The sequence below is a fragment of the Halomonas sp. SSL-5 genome (assembly GCF_030708455.1).
Lineage (GTDB): Bacteria > Pseudomonadota > Gammaproteobacteria > Pseudomonadales > Halomonadaceae > Halomonas.
The window spans coordinates 184113-201351 of the sequence record NZ_JAUYWF010000008.1; the positions used below are offsets into that span (position 1 = coordinate 184113).

Genomic DNA, 17239 nt, shown 5'->3' on the forward strand with positions numbered 1-17239 from the left:
AGTGTCGGAAGCCGGTGCCCTGGGTGCCGGCTTCTGACCATGAAATTCAAGGTTTTCGGCCAGCGACGGCCGGAGCCGCCGGATACGCATAGGCCCCAGCCGGCGGGGCACCACCGATGTCGCCGTGGCCGCGTCGCGGTGACGCCGATCACACCCCATCAGTGCAGGGTGACCGAGAGATGCAACAAGGCATAATGGAGTTGATGTGGCGCTCCTCCCACGTTACTGGCAGCAATGTCCACTACGTGGAAGCGCTCTACGAGCAGTACCTCGACGACCCCTCCGCCGTTCCCGACGAGTGGCGCCAGTACTTTGACGAACTGCCGCGCACCGAGGACGGCCCCTCCCACGATGTTCCCCTGACCCCGGTCCGCGAGCAGTTCCACCAGCTCGCCAAGCAGCGACGCACGGCACTGGCGCCCGCTGCCGCCGATGGTGAGGAGAATCGCAAGCAGGTCAGGGTCCTGCAGCTGATCAACGCCTACCGCTTCCGCGGTCACCAGAAGGCTAATATCGATCCGCTGGGCCTGCGCAGCCAGCTTCCGGTCCCCGACCTCGACCTCTCCTTCCACCAGCTGTCGAAGAACGACCTCGATACCGAATTCCAGACCGGTTCGTTCTTCCTGGGCATGGACAAGGCACCGCTCAAGGAGATCGTCGATGCCCTGGAGCAGACCTACTGTCGCTCCATCGGCTGCGAGATCATGCACATCGTCGATACCGAGGAGAAGCGCTGGCTTCAGCAGCGCTTCGAGTCGGTGCGCAGCGCGCCGACGTTCAGCAACGCTGTTCGCCAGCACGTGCTGGAGAGGCTGACCGCGGCCGAGGGGCTGGAGAACTACCTGGCCTCCAAGTACCCGGGTACCAAGCGTTTCGGCCTGGAGGGTGGCGAGTCGTTCATCCCGATGATGGACGAGCTTATCCAGCGCGGTGGCGGCTATGGGGTCAAGGAAGTGGTCATCGGCATGGCCCACCGCGGCCGCCTCAACCTGCTGGTCAACATCCTCGGCAAGAACCCCGGTGATCTGATCGACGAGTTCGACGGCAAGAAGGTGATCGAGCGCGGGTCCGGCGACGTCAAATACCACCAGGGCTTCAGCTCCAATGTCATGACGCCGGGCGGCGAGGTGCACCTGGCGCTGGCCTTCAACCCCTCCCACCTCGAGATCGTCTCCCCGGTGGTCGAGGGCTCGGTGCGCGCCCGCCAGGATCGCCGCGACGACAGCGAAGGCACCAAGGTGCTGCCGATCAACGTGCACGGCGATGCCGCCTTCGCCGGTCAGGGCGTGGTCATGGAGACCTTCCAGATGTCCCAGACCCGTGCCTACAAGACCGGCGGCACGCTGCATGTCGTGATCAACAACCAGGTCGGCTTCACCACCTCGCATCCCGAGGACTCGCGCTCCACCGAGTACTGCACCGATATCGCCAAGATGGTTCAGGCGCCGATCTTCCACGTCAATGGCGACGATCCGGATGCCGTGCTACACGCCACCCAGGTGGCGCTGGACTACCGCCAGCAGTTCAAGAAGGACGTGGTGATCGACCTGGTGTGCTACCGCCGCCGCGGCCATAACGAGGCCGACGAGCCCAGCGGCACCCAGCCGATGATGTATAGCAAGATCAAGGATCATCCCTCCTCGCGTGCCGTGTACGCGGCCCGCCTGGTGGAGCAGGGCGTGCTAACCGAGGACGAAGCCAAGGCGATGATCGAGACCTACCGCGAGGACCTGATGGCCGGCAACCATGTGGCTAACGCCCTGGTGCAGGAGCCCAACACCTCGCTGTTCGTCGACTGGAAGCCCTACCTGGGCCTCGAGTGGACCGGGCACGCCGATACCTCGGTGCCCATGAAGAAGCTGCAGCGCCTGGCGGCGAAGATGTGCGAGATCCCCGATGGGGTCGAGGTGCAGCGTCAGGTGGCCAAGATCTACGAGGATCGCCGCAAGATGCAGGCCGGCGGCATGGCGCTCAACTGGGGCTTCGCCGAGACCCTGGCCTACGCCACGCTCGTCGACCAGGGGCACCCGGTGCGCATCACCGGCCAGGACGTGGGCCGTGGCACCTTCTCCCACCGCCACGCGGTGGTCCACAACCAGAAGGACGGCAGCGCCTACGTGCCGCTGCAGCACATGGCCGATGGCCAGCCGCGCTTCACCATCCACGACTCCTTCCTCTCCGAGGAGGCCGTGTTGGGCTTCGAGTATGGCTATGCCACCACCGCGCCCAACCACCTGGTGATCTGGGAGGCGCAGTTCGGCGACTTCTTCAACGGCGCCCAGGTGCTGGTCGACCAGTTCATCTCCTCCGGCGAGACCAAGTGGGGCCGGCTGTGTGGCCTGACCATGCTGCTGCCCCATGGCTACGAGGGCCAGGGCCCCGAGCACTCCTCGGCGCGTCTCGAGCGCTTCCTGCAGATGTGTGCCGAGCACAACATGCAGGTCTGTGTGCCCACCACCCCGGCGCAGATCTTCCACCTGCTGCGCCGCCAGGTGATCCGCAAGCTGAGAAAGCCGCTGGTGGTGATGTCGCCCAAGAGCCTGCTGCGCCACAAGGAGGCCACCTCCAGCCTCGACGAGCTGGCCGAGGGCAAGTTCCAGATGGTGATCGCCGACCAGGCCCGGCTCGAGTCGGCGAAGGTCGAGCGCATCATCCTGTGTGCCGGCAAGGTCTACTACGACCTGGCGGCCTGGCGCGAGGAGAACGCCCGCGACGACGTGGCGATCCTGCGCATCGAACAGCTCTACCCCTTCCCCAAGGAGGAGCTGTTCGAGGCGATCGAGGCCTATACCAACGTCACCGACATCGTGTGGTGCCAGGAGGAGCCGCTCAACCAGGGCGCCTGGTATTCGAGCCAGCACCATATGCGTGCCGTGGCGGACATGCTCAAGGACGGTCTGGGCGGCAAGCTCAAGTTTGCCGGCCGCCCGGCCTCGGCGGCTCCCGCGGCGGGCTACATGTCCGTGCACACCGAACAGCAGCGCCAGCTGGTGGAAGACGCCTTCAATCTGTAATGGCGCCCACCGGGACGAGAGAACTCACAAGGGATACGACATGGCTACCGAGATCAAGGCCCCTACCTTTCCGGAATCCGTTGCCGAGGGCAGCGTGGCTGCCTGGCACAAGAAGCCGGGCGATAGCGTTGAGCGTGACGAGCTGATCGTCGAGATCGAGACCGACAAGGTCGTGCTCGAGGTGCTGGCCCCCGAGGCGGGCGTCCTCGCCGAGGTGCTCGCCGAGGAGGGCGAGACCGTGGAATCCGAGCAGGTGCTGGGAAGTATCGGTGAGGGCGCCGCCGACAAGCCGGCGGCCAAGGACGAGGGCAAGGCCGATGCCAAGGCCGAGAAGGGCGACGCCAAGGCCGAGAAGCCGGCCGCCGCTGGCCAGCAGCACGAGGTGAAGGCGCCGACCTTCCCCGAATCGATCCAGGAAGGCACCGTGGCCAGCTGGAACAAGCAGGTCGGCGAGGCGGTCAAGCGCGACGAGGTGCTGGCCGAGATCGAGACCGACAAGGTGGTGCTGGAGGTGGTCGCCCCCGCCGACGGCGCGCTGACCGAGATCAAGGCCGAGGAGGGCAGCCAGGTCGAATCCGAGCAGGTGCTGGCGATCTTCGCCGAGGGCGCCGGCGGTGAGGCCGGCACCACCGCCGATGAGACGCCCGCGGCCTCCGCCGACGATGGCGCCAGCGACGAGAAGGTCGGCGACAAGATCCTCGCGCCGGCCGCCCGCAAGCTGGTGGCCGAGCATGACCTCGATGTCAGCAAGATCGAGGGCACCGGCAAGGGTGGGCGCATCCTCAAGGAGGATGTGCAGCGCGCCGTGAAGGAGGGCTCCGCCAAGAAGTCCGCCAAGGCTTCCGGTGGTGGTGCCGCCAAGGCCGCCGCCGCGGCTCCCGCCGTCGAGGGCGAGCGCCCCGAGAAGCGCGTGCCCATGAGCCGCCTGCGCCAGACCATCGCCAAGCGCCTGGTCCAGGCCCAGCAGACCGCCGCCATGCTCACCACCTACAACGAGGTGGACATGGGCGCGGTGATGGCGCTGCGGGCCCAGTACAAGGACACCTTCGTCAAGACCCACGACGTCAAGCTCGGCTTCATGGGCTTCTTCGTCAAGGCGGCAAGCGAAGCGCTCAAGCGCTTCCCGGACGTCAACGCCTCCATCGACGGCACCGACATCGTCTATCACGGCTACCAGGACATCGGCGTGGCGGTCTCCACCGATCGCGGCCTGGTGGTGCCGGTGCTGCGCGACACCGACAGCATGAAGATCGCCGACGTCGAGAAGGGCATCGTCGACTTCGGCAAGCGGGCGCGTGACGGCAAGCTCGGCATCGACGAGATGCAGGGTGGCACCTTCACCATCACCAACGGCGGGATCTTCGGTTCCTTGATGTCCACGCCGATCATCAACCCGCCGCAGACCGCGATCCTGGGCATGCACAAGATCCAGGAGCGCCCCATGGCGGTGAACGGCAAGGTCGAGATCCGTCCGATGATGTACCTGGCGGTCTCCTATGATCACCGCATGATCGACGGCAAGGACGCGGTGCAGTTCCTGGTCACCATCAAGGAGCTGCTGGAAGATCCGGCGCGCCTGCTGCTGGACATCTGAGCGGCACGAGCCGCCGGCTGATCCCGGCGGCGCCTGAATCCAAGACATGCAACAGGAGCCAACATGGCCGACAAGTTTGATGTGATCGTGATCGGTGCGGGCCCCGGTGGCTACGTGGCCGCCATTCGTGCCGCCCAGATGGGTCTCAAGACCGCCTGTGTCGAGAAGTGGATCGGCAAGGAAGGCAAGGTCGTCTTCGGCGGTACCTGCTTGAACGTGGGCTGCATCCCGTCCAAGGCGCTGCTCGAGGCCTCCCACAAGTTCGTCGAGGCCAAGCATGACTTCGACGACATGGGCATCCAGGCGACTGACGTCCAGATGGACGTCAAGAAGATGATCGCCCGCAAGGACAAGATCGTGAAGAACCTCACCGGTGGCATCGCCGGCCTGTTCAAGGCCAATGGCGTGACCGGCATCGAGGGCACCGGCAAGGTGACCGGCAGCAAGCAGGTCGAGGTCACCGACCAGGACGGCAAGGCCACCACCTTTGAAGCCGACAACATCATCATCGCCGCCGGCTCCGTGCCGGTGGAGATCCCGCCGACCCCGCTCACCGATGACGTCATCGTCGACTCCACCGGTGCCCTGGAGTTCACCGAGACGCCCAAGCGCCTCGGCGTGATCGGCGCCGGCGTGATCGGCCTGGAGCTGGGTAGCGTGTGGAACCGCCTGGGTTCCGAGGTCACCGTGCTCGAGGCCATGGACAGCTTCCTGCCGATGGTCGATGGCGCCATCGCCAAGGAGACCCAGAAGCTGCTCAAGAAGCAGGGCCTGGACATCAAGCTGGGCGCTCGCGTCACCGGCTCCGAGGTCAAGGGCAAGGAAGTGGTCGTCAAGTACAGCGACGGTGACAACGACCAGGAGATGACCTTCGACAAGCTGATCGTCTGCGTCGGCCGCAAGCCCTACACCCAGGGCGTCATCGCCGAGGGTGTGGGCGTGGAGACCGACGAGCGCGGCTTCATTCAGGTCGACGATCAGTGCCGTACCAGCGTGCCGAGCGTCTACGCCATCGGTGACTGCGTGCGCGGCCCGATGCTGGCCCACAAGGCCTCCGAGGAGGGCGTGATGGTCGCCGACATCATCGCCGGCCACAAGGCCGAGATGAACTACGACGCCATCCCCAACGTCATCTACACCTTCCCCGAGGTGGCCTGGGTCGGCCTGACCGAGCAGGACGCCAAGGCCAAGGGCATCGCGGTCAAGACGGGCGCGTTCCCGTTCGCCGCCAGCGGTCGCGCCATGGCCAACAACGCCACCGAGGGCCAGGCCAAGATCATCGCCGACGCCGAGACCGACCGCGTGCTGGGCATGCATATCGTCGGCCAGCATGCCGGCGAGATGATCGCCCAGGGCGTCATCGCGCTGGAGTTCGGCTCCAGTGCCGAGGACCTGGCGCTGACCTGCTACGCCCATCCGACCATGTCGGAGGCGGTGCACGAGGCCGCGCTGGCGGTGGAAGGCCATGCCATCCACATGGCCAATCGCAAGAAGAAGAAGTAAGGACAACAAGCGCCGCCCACGGGGCGGCGTGCCCCTTCCGGCCATGCATCGGAGGGGACGGTGGCGCGCCTTGAGTCAGACCGCCGAGGTCGAGCAGGGTCGCCGTTCGAGTCACATGCAACCAATGGCATGAATCGATGAACCTTCACGAGTATCAGGGCAAACAGCTGTTTGCCGACTATGGTCTGCCGGTGTCCAAGGGCTTTGCCGTCGACACCCCCGAGGAAGCCGCGGAAGCCTGCAAGAAGATCGGCGGCGACATGTGGGTCGTCAAGGCCCAGGTTCACGCCGGCGGCCGCGGCAAGGCGGGCGGCGTCAAGCTGATCAAGAGCCCCGACGAGGCCAAGGCCTTCGCCGAGCAGTGGCTGGGCAAGAACCTGGTGACCTTCCAGACCGACGCCAACGGTCAGCCGGTCGCCAAGATTCTGGTCGAGACCTGCACCGACATCGCCGACGAGCTCTATCTGGGTGCCGTGGTCGACCGTGGCTCTCGCCGCGTGGTCTTCATGGCCTCCACCGAGGGTGGCGTGGAGATCGAGAAGGTCGCCGAGGAGACGCCCGAGAAGATCCTCAAGGCCGAGATCGATCCGCTGGTCGGCGCACAGCCCTACCAGGCGCGCGAGCTGGCCTTCGCCCTGGGCCTCAAGGGTGACCAGGTCAAGCAGTTCACCAAGATCTTCCTGGGCCTCTCCAAGCTGTTCCACGACAAGGATCTGGCGCTGCTCGAGATCAACCCGCTGGTGATCACCGACGAGGGCAACCTCCACTGCCTCGACGCCAAGATCGGCCTGGACGGCAATGCCCTGCATCGTCATCCCGACCTGCAGGCGATGCGCGACCCCTCTCAGGAGGATGAGCGCGAGGCCGAGGCGGCGGCGTGGGAACTCAACTACGTGGCCCTGGATGGCAACATCGGCTGCATGGTCAACGGCGCCGGCCTGGCCATGGGCACCATGGACATCGTCAACCTGCATGGCGGCAAGCCGGCCAACTTCCTTGACGTCGGCGGCGGCGCCACCAAGGAGCGCGTGGCCGAGGCCTTCAAGCTGATTCTCTCCGACGACAACGTCAAGGCCGTGCTGGTCAACATCTTCGGCGGTATCGTGCGTTGCGACATGATCGCCGAGGGCATCATCGGTGCCGTCGAGCAGGTCGGCGTCAACGTGCCGGTCGTGGTGCGTCTGGAAGGCACCAACGCCGAGCTGGGCGCCGAGAAGCTGGCATCCAGCGGACTCAACATCATCGCTGCCGAGAGCCTCACCGATGCGGCTCAACAGGTAGTCAAGGCAGCGGAGGGCAAGTAATGAGTATCCTGATCGACAAGAACACCAAGGTCATCTGCCAGGGCTTCACCGGCGGCCAGGGGACCTTCCACTCCGAACAGGCGATCGCCTACGGCACCCAGATGGTCGGCGGCGTGACCCCGGGCAAGGGCGGCCAGGAGCACCTCGGCCTGCCGGTGTTCAACACCGTCAAGGAAGCCGTGGAGAAGACCGGCGCCGAGGCCAGCGTGATCTACGTGCCGGCCCCGTTCTGCAAGGACTCCATCCTCGAGGCCGCCAACGCCGGCATCAAGCTGATCGTGTGCATCACCGAGGGCATCCCGACCCTCGACATGCTCGATGTCAAGGTCAAGTGCGACGAGCTGGGCGTGCGCCTGATCGGCCCCAACTGCCCGGGCGTGATCACCCCCGGCGAGACCAAGATCGGCATCATGCCGGGGCACATCCACAAGCCCGGCAAGGTCGGCATCGTGTCGCGCTCCGGCACCCTGACCTACGAGGCGGTCAAGCAGACCACCGATCACGGCTTCGGCCAGTCCACCTGTGTGGGCATCGGCGGTGACCCGATCCCGGGCTCCAACTTCATCGACATCCTCGAGATGTTCGAGAAGGACCCGGCCACCGAGGCGATCGTGATGATCGGCGAGATCGGTGGTACCGCCGAGGAAGAGGCGGCGGCCTACATCAAGGCCAATGTCTCCAAGCCGGTGGTCTCCTACATCGCCGGTGTGACCGCGCCTGCCGGCAAGCGCATGGGCCACGCCGGTGCGATCATCGCCGGCGGCAAGGGCACCGCGGACGACAAGTTCGCCGCCCTCGAGGAGGCCGGCGTCAAGACCGTGCGCTCCCTGGCCGAGATCGGCAGCGCCCTGAAGGAAGTGACCGGCTGGTAAGCCGACATCGTCTTCGCGGGATGTGAAAAGGGCGCCTTCGGGCGCCCTTTCTCGATTCATGCCACCGTGCGGGAGATCGACGGAGGCAGGAGGTGCAGATGAGACGATTCGTCTGGATGCTGGTGGCCGCCGCGTTGCTGCTCGCCGGCTGTAGCGAGGCCCCCACCGGGCGCTCGCGCCTGGCGCTGGTGCCCGAGGGCATGCTGGCCCAGATGGGCGAGCAGAGCTTCCAGGAGATGCGCCGCCGGCGGCCCGAGGTGACCGGCACGCCGGCCAACGCCCTGGTGCAGTGCGTCACCCGCGAGGTGGCGGCCGCCGCGGGCGCGGTCTACCCGGCTGCCGGGATGCCCCAGGCGTGGGAGGTGGTGCTGTTCGAGGACCCCGTCCCCAACGCCTTCGCGTTGCCCGGCGGGCGCATCGGCGTGCATACCGGGCTGCTGCGGGTCGCCGAGTCTCCCGCCCAGCTGGCGTCGGTGCTCGGCCACGAGGTCGCCCATGTGCTGGCCGAGCACGGCAACGAGCGTCTCACCCAGCAGCTTGGCATCCGCGCGGTGCTGCTGGTGGTGGGGCTGTTCGGCGAGGGGGACCTGGCCGGCGATACCCTGATGCGGGCGCTGGGCCTGGGCGCGCACCTGGGCATCGCCTTGCCCTTCAGCCGCGCCCACGAGGAGGAGGCCGACGCCATGGGCCTGGCCATCATGGCCGAGGCGGGCTTCGATCCCCGCGAGAGCACCGCGCTATGGCGCAACATGGCCGCGGCCGGCGATGGCCAGCCGCCGGAGTTCCTCTCCACTCACCCGGCCCATGAATCACGCATCGACGGCCTCGAGGCCGCCATGGATGCCGCCCTGGCACGCTACCAGGGTGCTACCCCTGCCCGCTGCGGTTGAGGAGCGCCGGCGGCATTATCCAGCAGCTCACGCGAAGCCCAGGAAGACGGCCAGCGCCCTGTTGACGGCGACCATGGTGCTGTCATCGAGGTGGCCGAAGGTCTCTCCCACCCTCTCTCGTTTCACCGTCATGGGCTTGTCCACCATGATCTGGGAGGGTCGCTGCAAGCCATTCTCGGAAGTGGACTCCACATCGAGGCGGATCAACGGCGCATCGACCCGGGTACTGGAGAGCAACAGCACCGTCACACTGCCGGTTCCGGCAAACTGATCCGACTGGATGATGAGGGCGGGACACGGCTTTTCGAAGTCACCCGACAGGGCAATGGTCACCAGGTCGCCACGCCTCATGCGTCACACTCGTCGTCGTCCAGGTCCAGGAGGGCGGCATCCATGAAGTGCTGCAGATCCTGATCCCCGGCGTCGGCAGCCGCGACGGCAGCGCACTGGCGGCGGGCCTCTTCGGCGAAGCCGGGTTGGCGGGTATCCGGTACCCAGATCTGGATCGGGCGCAGGCCGGCCGCACGCAAGGCGGCGCGGTGTCTCTTCACCCGGTTGTTCACGTTGTCGGTAGTCACCAAGGCGAATCCTCCATTTGTTTCATGTAACAAGCTAGTGCGCCCTTTCGTTACATGCAACATGCTTGTACGAAGAACGGGCCTCAGGCGGTAAAGCCCATGGTTATCGCCGTTAACGACAGGGTGAAAGTGAAAGGTGTCGCCGACAGGCCAGTAGCAGGAACATCGGTGCCCCGGCGGCCAGGTAGAGGTGGTAGGAGACCAGCCGCCACACCAACACGGCGGCGGCGGCCTGCTCGGCTCCCAGCATCGGCAGCAGCAGCCCGCCGACGCCCAGCTCGGCTGCTCCCGCGCCACCGGGCAGGAAACTGAACTGGCTCGCCGCCATGGCCAGCATCTGGGTCAGGAAGGTCCACAGCCAGTCGATGCTGCCGCCGGCGCCGATCACCGCCAGGTAGAGCAGGCTGTAGCGCAGCAGCCAGTGTGCAGTGGTCAGCACCAGCACCGCCAGCAGCGTGGTGGTGGGCAGCGCCAGGGTGGCCCCCAGCGCCTGCCGGCACCTGAGCAGGCGGCGGGCCAGCCAGCGACGACGATAGCCGCTCAGCCAGCGAGGTCGCGGTGTCGCGGGGGAGCGCAGCAGGCGTGTCAGGCAGCCCAGCGCCAGGCTAGCGCCGATCGCCACCAGGGCCAGCGCGACCAGGGCCACCTGGATCAGCGACTGATGGGGCCAGGACGTCTCGGCCAGCAGGGAGTAGGCCACCACGCCCGACAGCATGCACAGGAAGAACAGCAGGTCACAGCCCTGGTCGAGCAGGAAGACCGCGGCTCCCCGTGAGGCCGGCAAGCCGCGCCGGGCCAGCAGCATCAGCAGGGTAGCCGGGCCGCCGCTGCCGCCCGGGGTGGCGCACAGGGCGAACTTGGAGGCCAGCTCGATGCCCAGGGCGCCGCGCTGGCCAAGCCTTCCGGCCCGACCGTCCAGCATCAGGCGCAGCCGGGCGGCATTGAGGTTCCAGCACAGGAAGGCCACCAGCAGCATCAGGGCCAGCAGGCCCGGCGGGAAATGCTTGACCGCCGCCAGGCCATCGGCCCCGCCCAGCCAGGCGGTGACCAGCAGGGGGGCGAGCAGCGCCAGCACGATCAGTACTCCGTGCCATGGCCGCCAGCCTGGCAGCTGTCGGCGTGGATCAGCCATTCCGGGAGATCGCCTGGTGCGGGTTGCCGTGGCGCAACTGGCGATAGTGGCCCAGCAGGTCATCGATGACCCGCTCCCAGTCGAAGTGGCGTTCGACGTGACGGCGGGCGTGGCGGCCCATGGCCTGTGGGTCGTTGAGGAACAGTTCGCGGGTCGCCCGCGCCATGTCCTGCGGGTCGCGGGGGCGGCACAGGATGCCGGCGCCCAGCGGCACATACTCCTTGAGGGCGCCGGCCCGTGCCGCCACCACCGGTAGCCCGCTGGCCATGGCCTCCTGGGCCACCAGGCCGAAGGTCTCGCGGGTGCCGGCGTGGAGCATGGCATCGGCACTGGCCAGGGCGCTGGCGACCTCCCCGGGAGGGCAGTAGCGGGGCACCACGCTGACGTTGGTGGGGACCCGGTGGGGCATCCCCGGTCCCATCAGCAGCAGGTGGTAGTCCGGCCCCAGTCGGCCCAGGGTCGCGAGCAGCACGTCGATGTGCTTCTCCGGCGAATGGCGCCCGGCGAAGACCAGCAGCCGCTGGTGGTCGCCGAGCCCCAGGCGGCGGCGCAGTGCCGGGTCGCGATGGCGCGGGTGGAAGGTCTCCAGGTCGACGCCTAGGGGTTGAACCCGCAGGTTGGCCACCCCCCAGTCGGCCAGGCGCTCGGCCATGGCGGTGCAGGGCGCCAGCACGCTGTCGAACTGGCCATAGAGCCGGCCCACGTAGCGCTGCAGGCGCAGACGCACGCCGCGTCCCAGGCGGTCACCCATCAACCGCGGCAGGTCGGAATGGAAGAAGCCCACCGTGGGCACGCCCAGCGCCTGGCCCGCCTCCAGCGCGGCCCAGGCGGTCACGTAGGGGTCGCCGGCCTCGATGAGGTCCGGCGCCATGCCGATCAGGGTCTCGCGCCAGGGCGCGCGGCGCAGCGGAAAGCGATAGCCCTGGCCCAGCGGAATGCGCGGGGCGGGGAGGGTATGCACCCCACCCAGCGAGCCGCGCTCCGCACCGGGGACCAGCAGGCTGGTACGCAGGTCGGACTGGCGGGCCAGGAGGCGATGCTTGGCCTGCAGGTAGGTGCGAACGCCGCCGCTGGCGGGGGCGTGGAACATGGTGACATCGACGAGGTGCACGTGGCCTCCTGACGGGTGGGGTTACCGTCAGGCTAGGGGCAGTATGCGACACTTCGAAGACAGCGGCGGGGTGGCCGGCCATAACGCACCACGGCGGCCCGGGGGCCGCCGTGGTGCTGGCGTTGGCAAGCATTGCCGGGATGGCCCGGGATGCGCGGTTCAGTCGGCCGGGCGGGCCACCAGGGAGCGGGTCTCCTCGCGGGCCTCGACCAGCGCCACGCGGAGATGATCCCCCAGCTTGTAGCGCTCCTCGCTCTCCACCTGGATGCGCCCCTCCTTGTCGTCGATGGCCACCTTGTTGCGCTCGCTGTGCATCATCGGCGCGGGCACGAAGGCGGTGGCGCCATTGGCGGTCAGGCGCACGCGCATGCCGCCGCGATTGACCTGGATGACCTCGGCGTCGAAGGTCTCCTGAGCCTCGGCCGCGGGGCTCAGGTAGCGCACGTAGAGCCAGTCCTTGACGTCGCGCTCGGCCATGCGGTTCAGCCGGCGACGCTCGGTGAGCTGCTCGGTGAGCTCGAGGCTCGCCTCGGCCGGGGCCTGCTCGCCCTTGAGCACCCGCTTGATCAGGCGGTGGTTGACCATGTCGCCATACTTGCGGATCGGCGAGGTCCAGGTGGCGTAGGCGGCGAGCCCCAGGCCGAAATGTGGCCCCGGCTGGGCGGACATGCTGGTGAAACCCTGGAAGCGGCGCAGGCGGGCGTCGAGCCAGGCATCATCGCGGCCCTCGAGCTCGCGCTTGAGCTCCTTGTAGCGGGAGAGCTCGGTGAGCGCCTCACGTTCCACCTCGATGGACTGGCTGGCCAGGAACTCCTGGGCGGCCTCGGCCTTGTCGTCCTCGAAGGCGCGGTGGACGTTGAAGATGCCGTGGCCGACATGCTCGGAGAGCAGGTGGGCACAACAGGCGTTGGAGGCGATCATCGACTCCTCGATCATGCGGTTGGCGATGCGCCGCTCCTCGGTGCGGATATCCAGCACGTTGCCGGCCGCGTCCAGGTCGAAGACGAAGTCGGGACGGTCCTTGAACACCAGGGCGTGCTCGGCGCGCCAGGCGGCGCGTGCCAGGGTGAGCTCGCGCAGCGCCTTCAACTGCTCGCCGATCACCGCCTCCGGTGCCCAGTCGCCCTGGCCCTCGAGCCAGTCGGAGACCCGGTCGTAGGCCAGCTTGGCGTGGGAGGTCGCGGTGGCGGCGAAGAAGCGATAGTCACCCAGGCTGCCGTCGGCGTTCACGGTGAGGGTGCAGGCCAGCACCGGGCGCTCCTTGCCCTCCCACAGCGAGCAGAGGTCGTCGGCCAGCTGCTCCGGCAGCATGGTGACGTTCTGCCCCGGCAGGTAGACGGTGAAGGCGCGGGTGCGCGCCTCGAGGTCCGCGGCGTGGCCCTCTTCGACGTAGGCGGTGGGGTCGGCGATGGCCACGCTGAGGTCCCAGCCGCCGTCCTCACGCGGGACGATGCGCAGGGCATCGTCCATGTCGCGGGTCTTCTCGCCGTCGATGGTGAAGAAGGGCTCGGCGTTCAGATCCTCGCGCATCAGGCCCTCGTCGCGCAGCGGCCAGTCGTCGCCGGCATCCGGACACTCCTGCTCCAGGGCATGGCGGGCGAGGGTCACGCGCCACGGCACCGCCGGGTCGTCGGCTTTGGCCACCAGTTCGTCGATCTGGGTGAAGAAGCCGCGATCGTCGGCCTTGAGGGGATGGCGTACCAGCCGCGCCACTACCCAGTCGGCGTCGCCGATGGTGGCTTCATCGAGGCTGCGCTTGATGCGGGCCTTGAGGACGTTCTTGATGGAGGGGTGATCCGGCACCACGGCCAGGCGGCCCTCGCGGAGCTGGACCCTGGCGATGAAGCGATTCATGCCGGTCTCGATCAGCTTTTCAGGCTCGACGGATCGCTTGTCGCCATCCTCGTGCACGATGGCCTCGATGCGGTCGCCATGCAGCACCTGCTTCATGGCGGGGGGCGGCACGAAGTAGGACTCGCCATCGTCGGTTTCCAGGAAGCCGAAGCCCCTGTCGGTGGCCTTGATCACGCCCTCGACCCGAGGGGTGGTTTCACGAAGATTCTGCTTGAGTTGGGCAAGCAGCGAGTTGTTCTGCAGCATGGTCACGAACGTGTGGCGGGGATAGGAGAGCCACTATACGGACTCCCGTGCGCCGCGCCAAACCTGGCGTCGGGGGGCACCGCGAATCAGTGGCTTGGCGCGGGGCGGCGCTTGCGGCAGGCAGGACGGCACCCGTCGACGCCGTCGACAAGCACCGGGGAGGATGGGGTCAGCGGACGGTGATCACCGTGCATTCGGCGGTGTGGGCCACCTTGTGGGAGACGCTGCCGACCACGAAGCCCTTGAGATCGCTGAGGCCGCGGCTGCCCATGACGATGGCGTCGACGCCGCGTTTGCGAGATTCGCTGAGGATGGCGCGGGCCGGATCACCCTGGGCGATCACCGTCTCGACCTGGGTCGCGCCCTGCTCGCGGGCCGCCTCGGCGGCGCGGCTGATCACCTGCCTGCCGGCATCCTCTCGCTCCTCGCGGGAGGCCTCGATGGCGATGGCGCCGATGCCCCATACCAGGGTGGTCTCGTGGGAGAGCTCCTCGGGGATATGCAGCAGGTGCAGGATGCTGCCGTCCTGGCGGGCCAGCTGGCAGGCCACGGCGAGCGCCTTCTGGGCGTGTTCGGAGCCGTCGACGGGAACCAGGATGGAGGTATACATGGAGAGACTCCTTGTCGGTGGGGGCTAACTCGAGCCTAGCGGTTTTCCCCGTCGGGGTCATGCCCCATGCCGCCTGGAGGGAGCAACCTTGACCTGCATCACGACTGCTGGCGTTCGCCGTCCGCCTCGAGTCGACGCAGCTGCTGCCACAGCTCCCGGCGCAGGTCGGAAAGGCGCGGGGCCTGGTCCGCGTGGAAGGGCAGCGGGCGGGTCAGGCGCTGGGTGCGCAGCCCCAGTCGGGCGCTGGTCAGGCCGATGCCCAGGCCCTGGGCGGCACGCGTGGAGAGGCGCCCGGCCAGGTTCATCGAGAGCATCTCCATGCCGGCGTCTCCGGCCATCTCGGTGGCGCCGGCGAAGGCCATCTGGTGCAGCACCTCGCGCAGCAGGCGCAGGCGGGCGGCGTAGCCCAGCTCCAGGCCGTAGAGTCGGCACAGGCGGTCGACCATGGCCAGGCTGCGCCAGGCCACCAGCGCCATGTCCACCAGGGTGAGCGGGCTCACCGCCACCATCACCGCGGTCTCGCCGGACATCCGCGACACCAGGCGGCGCGCCTGGCGATCCCTGGGCGCCAGCAGGTGATGGTCGAGCAGGGTATGGAGCTCGGCGCCGCCGTGATGGGGCTGGCGTGCGGCCAGGAAGGCCTGCCAGTGGGGGTGGTCGGTATCCAGGCCCAGGGCACGGCGCAGGGCCTCGGCGGTGGCGTCGGCCTCGCGGCGGGAAGCCGAGGGGAGCCCGTCCAGGCGTTCGCGCAGCCGGTCGTGGCGACGCAGTCGGCGCAGGCGCCACAGCTCGCGGCCGAGGGCACCGCCGCCGAGGGCCAGGGCGAGCAGCAGCAGCAGGCTCCAGGCGCCGGCCAGCCAGTCGCCGCCCAGGCCGGCGGCGTAGAGGGTGGTACCGGCCTCCACGGCGCCCAGCCCCAGGCTGCCGCCAAGCAGCATGAGCAGTCCCCAGCGCCGTCGACGCGGCCGCCCCAGACTGGCCGCAAGCGCCGGCTCGGCCGGTGCTTCGCTGGGCGTCAGCGCCTGGCTCGGCTGGTCGTGGGCGAATGCCCGGGGCGGATGTGGGTCCGCTGCTGTGGAAGATGGGGATGGCGCCTCGGGGGGGAAGTGCCGACCGGGGCGGGGGTCGCGGGGCGTGCTCACGTCAGCTTGTCTCCGATCAGCCAGTCGAGGGCAGCATCCATGCGGATATGGGGCAGGGCGCCGCTCTCCAGGGGCAGCGGGCGGAACGCCGGGAAGTCGAAGCCCTGGCGGGCCCAGAAGGCATCGTCGGGGAGCCGTTCCGGCACCTCGCCGGGATACATCAGCAGCGGCTCGCCGTCGAGGCCGGTGCCGCGCAGGGCCGGGGTGCGCCGTCCCTGGCTCTCGACCTCGCGTGATTCACTTGAGCGGATCGCCGCCAGCGACAGGGCACGCACCGGGACATCGGCATAGCGCAGGTCCTTGAGCGGCTCGGCGAGCAGCGCCTCGAGCAGTGCCACCAGGCGGGGGTGCTGTTCGGGGGTCACATGGTCGGCCTTGGTGGCGGCGATGGCGAGGCGGTCGATGCGCGGGGCGAACAGCCGCGAGAGCAGGCTGCGTTGGCCGTAGTCGAAGCTCTGCATCAGGTTGGCCAGCGCCCGGGAGAGGTCCTGGAAGCGTTCGGGGCCGGCGTTCAGCGCCCCCAGCAGGTCGACCAGCACGATCTGGCGATCGAAGCGCCGGAAGTGGTCGCGGTAGAAGGGGCGCACGATGTGCTGCTGGTAGTAGCGGAAGCGTCGCGCCAGGGTGGCGTAGTTGCTCGATTCGGGCAGGGCGGCCAGCGTCCCGGGGTCCGCCTCGGCGACACCGGGGAGCGGGAAGAACTGCAGCACCGGCGCGCCGGAGAGGTCCCCCGGCAGCAGGAAGCGCCCGGGCTGCAGGTCGGCGAAGCCCGCCTCCCGGGCGCCGCGCAGCCCGGCGGCGAAGTGTTCACTGATCTCGGCGAGTTGGGCCTCGTCGGCCTCGGCGGCGGGGTCGAGCCTCGCCACCGCGGCCTGCCAGGCGGCGAAGTGGGAGGCCCGCTGGCGCCCCTCAAGGGCGCGCTGGCGCGCACACCAGGCGGGATAGTCGAGCCCCAGCAGCGGCAGGTCGAGCAGCCATTCGCCGGGGTAGTCGAAGAGGTCCAGGGTCAGCTGCCGCGAGTCGCCACCCAGCAGGCCGCGCCGTGCCGGCCGATAGCGGATCGTCAGGCGCAGCTCGCTGATGCCGCGGGTGGGCTCCGGCCAGCGCGGCGGCGTCGCCGACAGCGCCGCCATGGCCTGGTCATAGGGGAAGCGGGGCACCCCCAGGTCCTGCTGGTTGACGCGGCGGGCTCCCAGCAGGCGGCCCTCCCTGGCGGCGGGCAGCAGATCCAGCTGCGCCTCCAGGCCGGCATGGCGCAGCTGGTTGACCAACGAGGTGAGGAAGGCGGTCTTGCCGGCGCGGGAGAGGCCGGTGACCGCCAGGCGCAGCTGGCGATCGCGGCCGCGCTCGATCAGGTCCTGGAGTTCACGGGCGAGGGGCTGGCGCATC

The 17239-nt window shown here is 68.4% G+C and carries 14 protein-coding genes; 6 read left to right on the forward strand and 8 right to left on the reverse strand.

Going from position 1 to position 17239, the window contains the following annotated elements; genetic code table 11:
- The first annotated feature begins 179 nt into the window (after positions 1-179).
- From RAN53_RS11340 to RAN53_RS11365, 6 genes are all read left to right on the forward strand, one after another.
- Positions 180-3014 (forward strand): 2-oxoglutarate dehydrogenase E1 component, encoded by a 2835-nt coding sequence (locus tag RAN53_RS11340; RefSeq protein WP_305796925.1) that lies wholly within the window; start codon positions 180-182, stop codon positions 3012-3014.
- Between the two features lie 40 nt (positions 3015-3054).
- Complete coding sequence (gene odhB / locus RAN53_RS11345) at positions 3055-4608, forward strand: 2-oxoglutarate dehydrogenase complex dihydrolipoyllysine-residue succinyltransferase (protein ID WP_305796926.1); 1554 nt, start codon at positions 3055-3057, stop codon at positions 4606-4608.
- 63 nt (positions 4609-4671) lie between these two features.
- A complete protein-coding gene (gene lpdA / locus RAN53_RS11350; protein WP_305796927.1) occupies positions 4672-6111 on the forward strand; it encodes a dihydrolipoyl dehydrogenase in 1440 nt (479 codons plus the stop codon).
- A 137-nt stretch (positions 6112-6248) separates the two neighbouring features.
- Complete coding sequence (gene sucC, locus RAN53_RS11355; protein ID WP_305796928.1) at positions 6249-7415, forward strand: ADP-forming succinate--CoA ligase subunit beta; 1167 nt, start codon at positions 6249-6251, stop codon at positions 7413-7415.
- Positions 7415-8287 (forward strand): succinate--CoA ligase subunit alpha, encoded by an 873-nt coding sequence (gene sucD / locus RAN53_RS11360; RefSeq protein ID WP_161432506.1) that lies wholly within the window; start codon positions 7415-7417, stop codon positions 8285-8287. The genes sucC and sucD overlap by 1 nt, the downstream gene beginning before the upstream one ends.
- Before the next feature lie 98 nt (positions 8288-8385).
- A complete protein-coding gene (locus tag RAN53_RS11365; protein WP_305796929.1) occupies positions 8386-9177 on the forward strand; it encodes a M48 family metallopeptidase in 792 nt (263 codons plus the stop codon).
- A 27-nt stretch (positions 9178-9204) separates the two neighbouring features.
- Here the strand turns inward: RAN53_RS11365 and RAN53_RS11370 are convergent, their stop codons facing one another.
- From RAN53_RS11370 to RAN53_RS11405, 8 genes are all read right to left on the reverse strand, one after another.
- Positions 9205-9528 (reverse strand): type II toxin-antitoxin system PemK/MazF family toxin, encoded by a 324-nt coding sequence (locus tag RAN53_RS11370; RefSeq protein ID WP_305796930.1) that lies wholly within the window; start codon positions 9526-9528, stop codon positions 9205-9207.
- Positions 9525-9755, reverse strand: coding sequence for an antitoxin MazE family protein (locus RAN53_RS11375; protein WP_305796961.1), 231 nt, complete (start codon positions 9753-9755; stop codon positions 9525-9527). Before RAN53_RS11375 ends, RAN53_RS11370 begins: the two co-directional genes overlap by 4 nt.
- A gap of 112 nt (positions 9756-9867) precedes the next feature.
- On the reverse strand, positions 9868-10887 hold the full coding sequence (locus tag RAN53_RS11380; protein ID WP_305796931.1) for a lysylphosphatidylglycerol synthase transmembrane domain-containing protein: 1020 nt from the start codon (positions 10885-10887) through the stop codon (positions 9868-9870).
- Positions 10880-11998, reverse strand: a complete 1119-nt coding sequence (locus RAN53_RS11385) for a glycosyltransferase family 4 protein (RefSeq protein WP_305796932.1) — start codon at positions 11996-11998, stop codon at positions 10880-10882. Before RAN53_RS11385 ends, RAN53_RS11380 begins: the two co-directional genes overlap by 8 nt.
- A gap of 159 nt (positions 11999-12157) precedes the next feature.
- Positions 12158-14098 carry an exoribonuclease II gene (locus RAN53_RS11390; RefSeq protein ID WP_305796933.1) on the reverse strand — a complete coding sequence of 647 codons (1941 nt, stop codon included), beginning with the start codon at positions 14096-14098 and terminating at the stop codon, positions 12158-12160.
- A gap of 169 nt (positions 14099-14267) precedes the next feature.
- Entirely contained in the window at positions 14268-14708 is a 441-nt protein-coding gene (locus RAN53_RS11395; RefSeq protein ID WP_305796934.1) for a universal stress protein, read from the reverse strand.
- Positions 14709-14806: 98 nt separating this feature from the next.
- Positions 14807-15850 (reverse strand): TIGR01620 family protein, encoded by a 1044-nt coding sequence (locus RAN53_RS11400; RefSeq protein ID WP_305796935.1) that lies wholly within the window; start codon positions 15848-15850, stop codon positions 14807-14809.
- Positions 15847-17238 (reverse strand): YcjX family protein, encoded by a 1392-nt coding sequence (locus RAN53_RS11405; RefSeq protein WP_305796936.1) that lies wholly within the window; start codon positions 17236-17238, stop codon positions 15847-15849. The genes RAN53_RS11400 and RAN53_RS11405 overlap by 4 nt, the downstream gene beginning before the upstream one ends.
- Position 17239 lies beyond the last annotated feature (1 nt).

What these genes read in the sequence shown, in the direction of transcription:
- RAN53_RS11340 (WP_305796925.1), top strand. Translation starts at nt 180, where the DNA reads ATGCAACAAGGCATAATGGAGTTGATGTGGCGCTCCTCCCACGTTACT.
- odhB (WP_305796926.1), top strand. Translation starts at nt 3,055, where the DNA reads ATGGCTACCGAGATCAAGGCCCCTACCTTTCCGGAATCCGTTGCCGAG.
- lpdA (WP_305796927.1), top strand. Translation starts at nt 4,672, where the DNA reads ATGGCCGACAAGTTTGATGTGATCGTGATCGGTGCGGGCCCCGGTGGC.
- sucC (WP_305796928.1), top strand. Translation starts at nt 6,249, where the DNA reads ATGAACCTTCACGAGTATCAGGGCAAACAGCTGTTTGCCGACTATGGT.
- sucD (WP_161432506.1), top strand. Translation starts at nt 7,415, where the DNA reads ATGAGTATCCTGATCGACAAGAACACCAAGGTCATCTGCCAGGGCTTC.
- RAN53_RS11365 (WP_305796929.1), top strand. Translation starts at nt 8,386, where the DNA reads ATGAGACGATTCGTCTGGATGCTGGTGGCCGCCGCGTTGCTGCTCGCC.
- RAN53_RS11370 (WP_305796930.1), bottom strand. Translation starts at nt 9,528, where the DNA reads ATGAGGCGTGGCGACCTGGTGACCATTGCCCTGTCGGGTGACTTCGAA.
- RAN53_RS11380 (WP_305796931.1), bottom strand. Translation starts at nt 10,887, where the DNA reads ATGGCTGATCCACGCCGACAGCTGCCAGGCTGGCGGCCATGGCACGGA.
- RAN53_RS11390 (WP_305796933.1), bottom strand. Translation starts at nt 14,098, where the DNA reads ATGCTGCAGAACAACTCGCTGCTTGCCCAACTCAAGCAGAATCTTCGT.
- RAN53_RS11395 (WP_305796934.1), bottom strand. Translation starts at nt 14,708, where the DNA reads ATGTATACCTCCATCCTGGTTCCCGTCGACGGCTCCGAACACGCCCAG.
- RAN53_RS11405 (WP_305796936.1), bottom strand. Translation starts at nt 17,238, where the DNA reads ATGCGCCAGCCCCTCGCCCGTGAACTCCAGGACCTGATCGAGCGCGGC.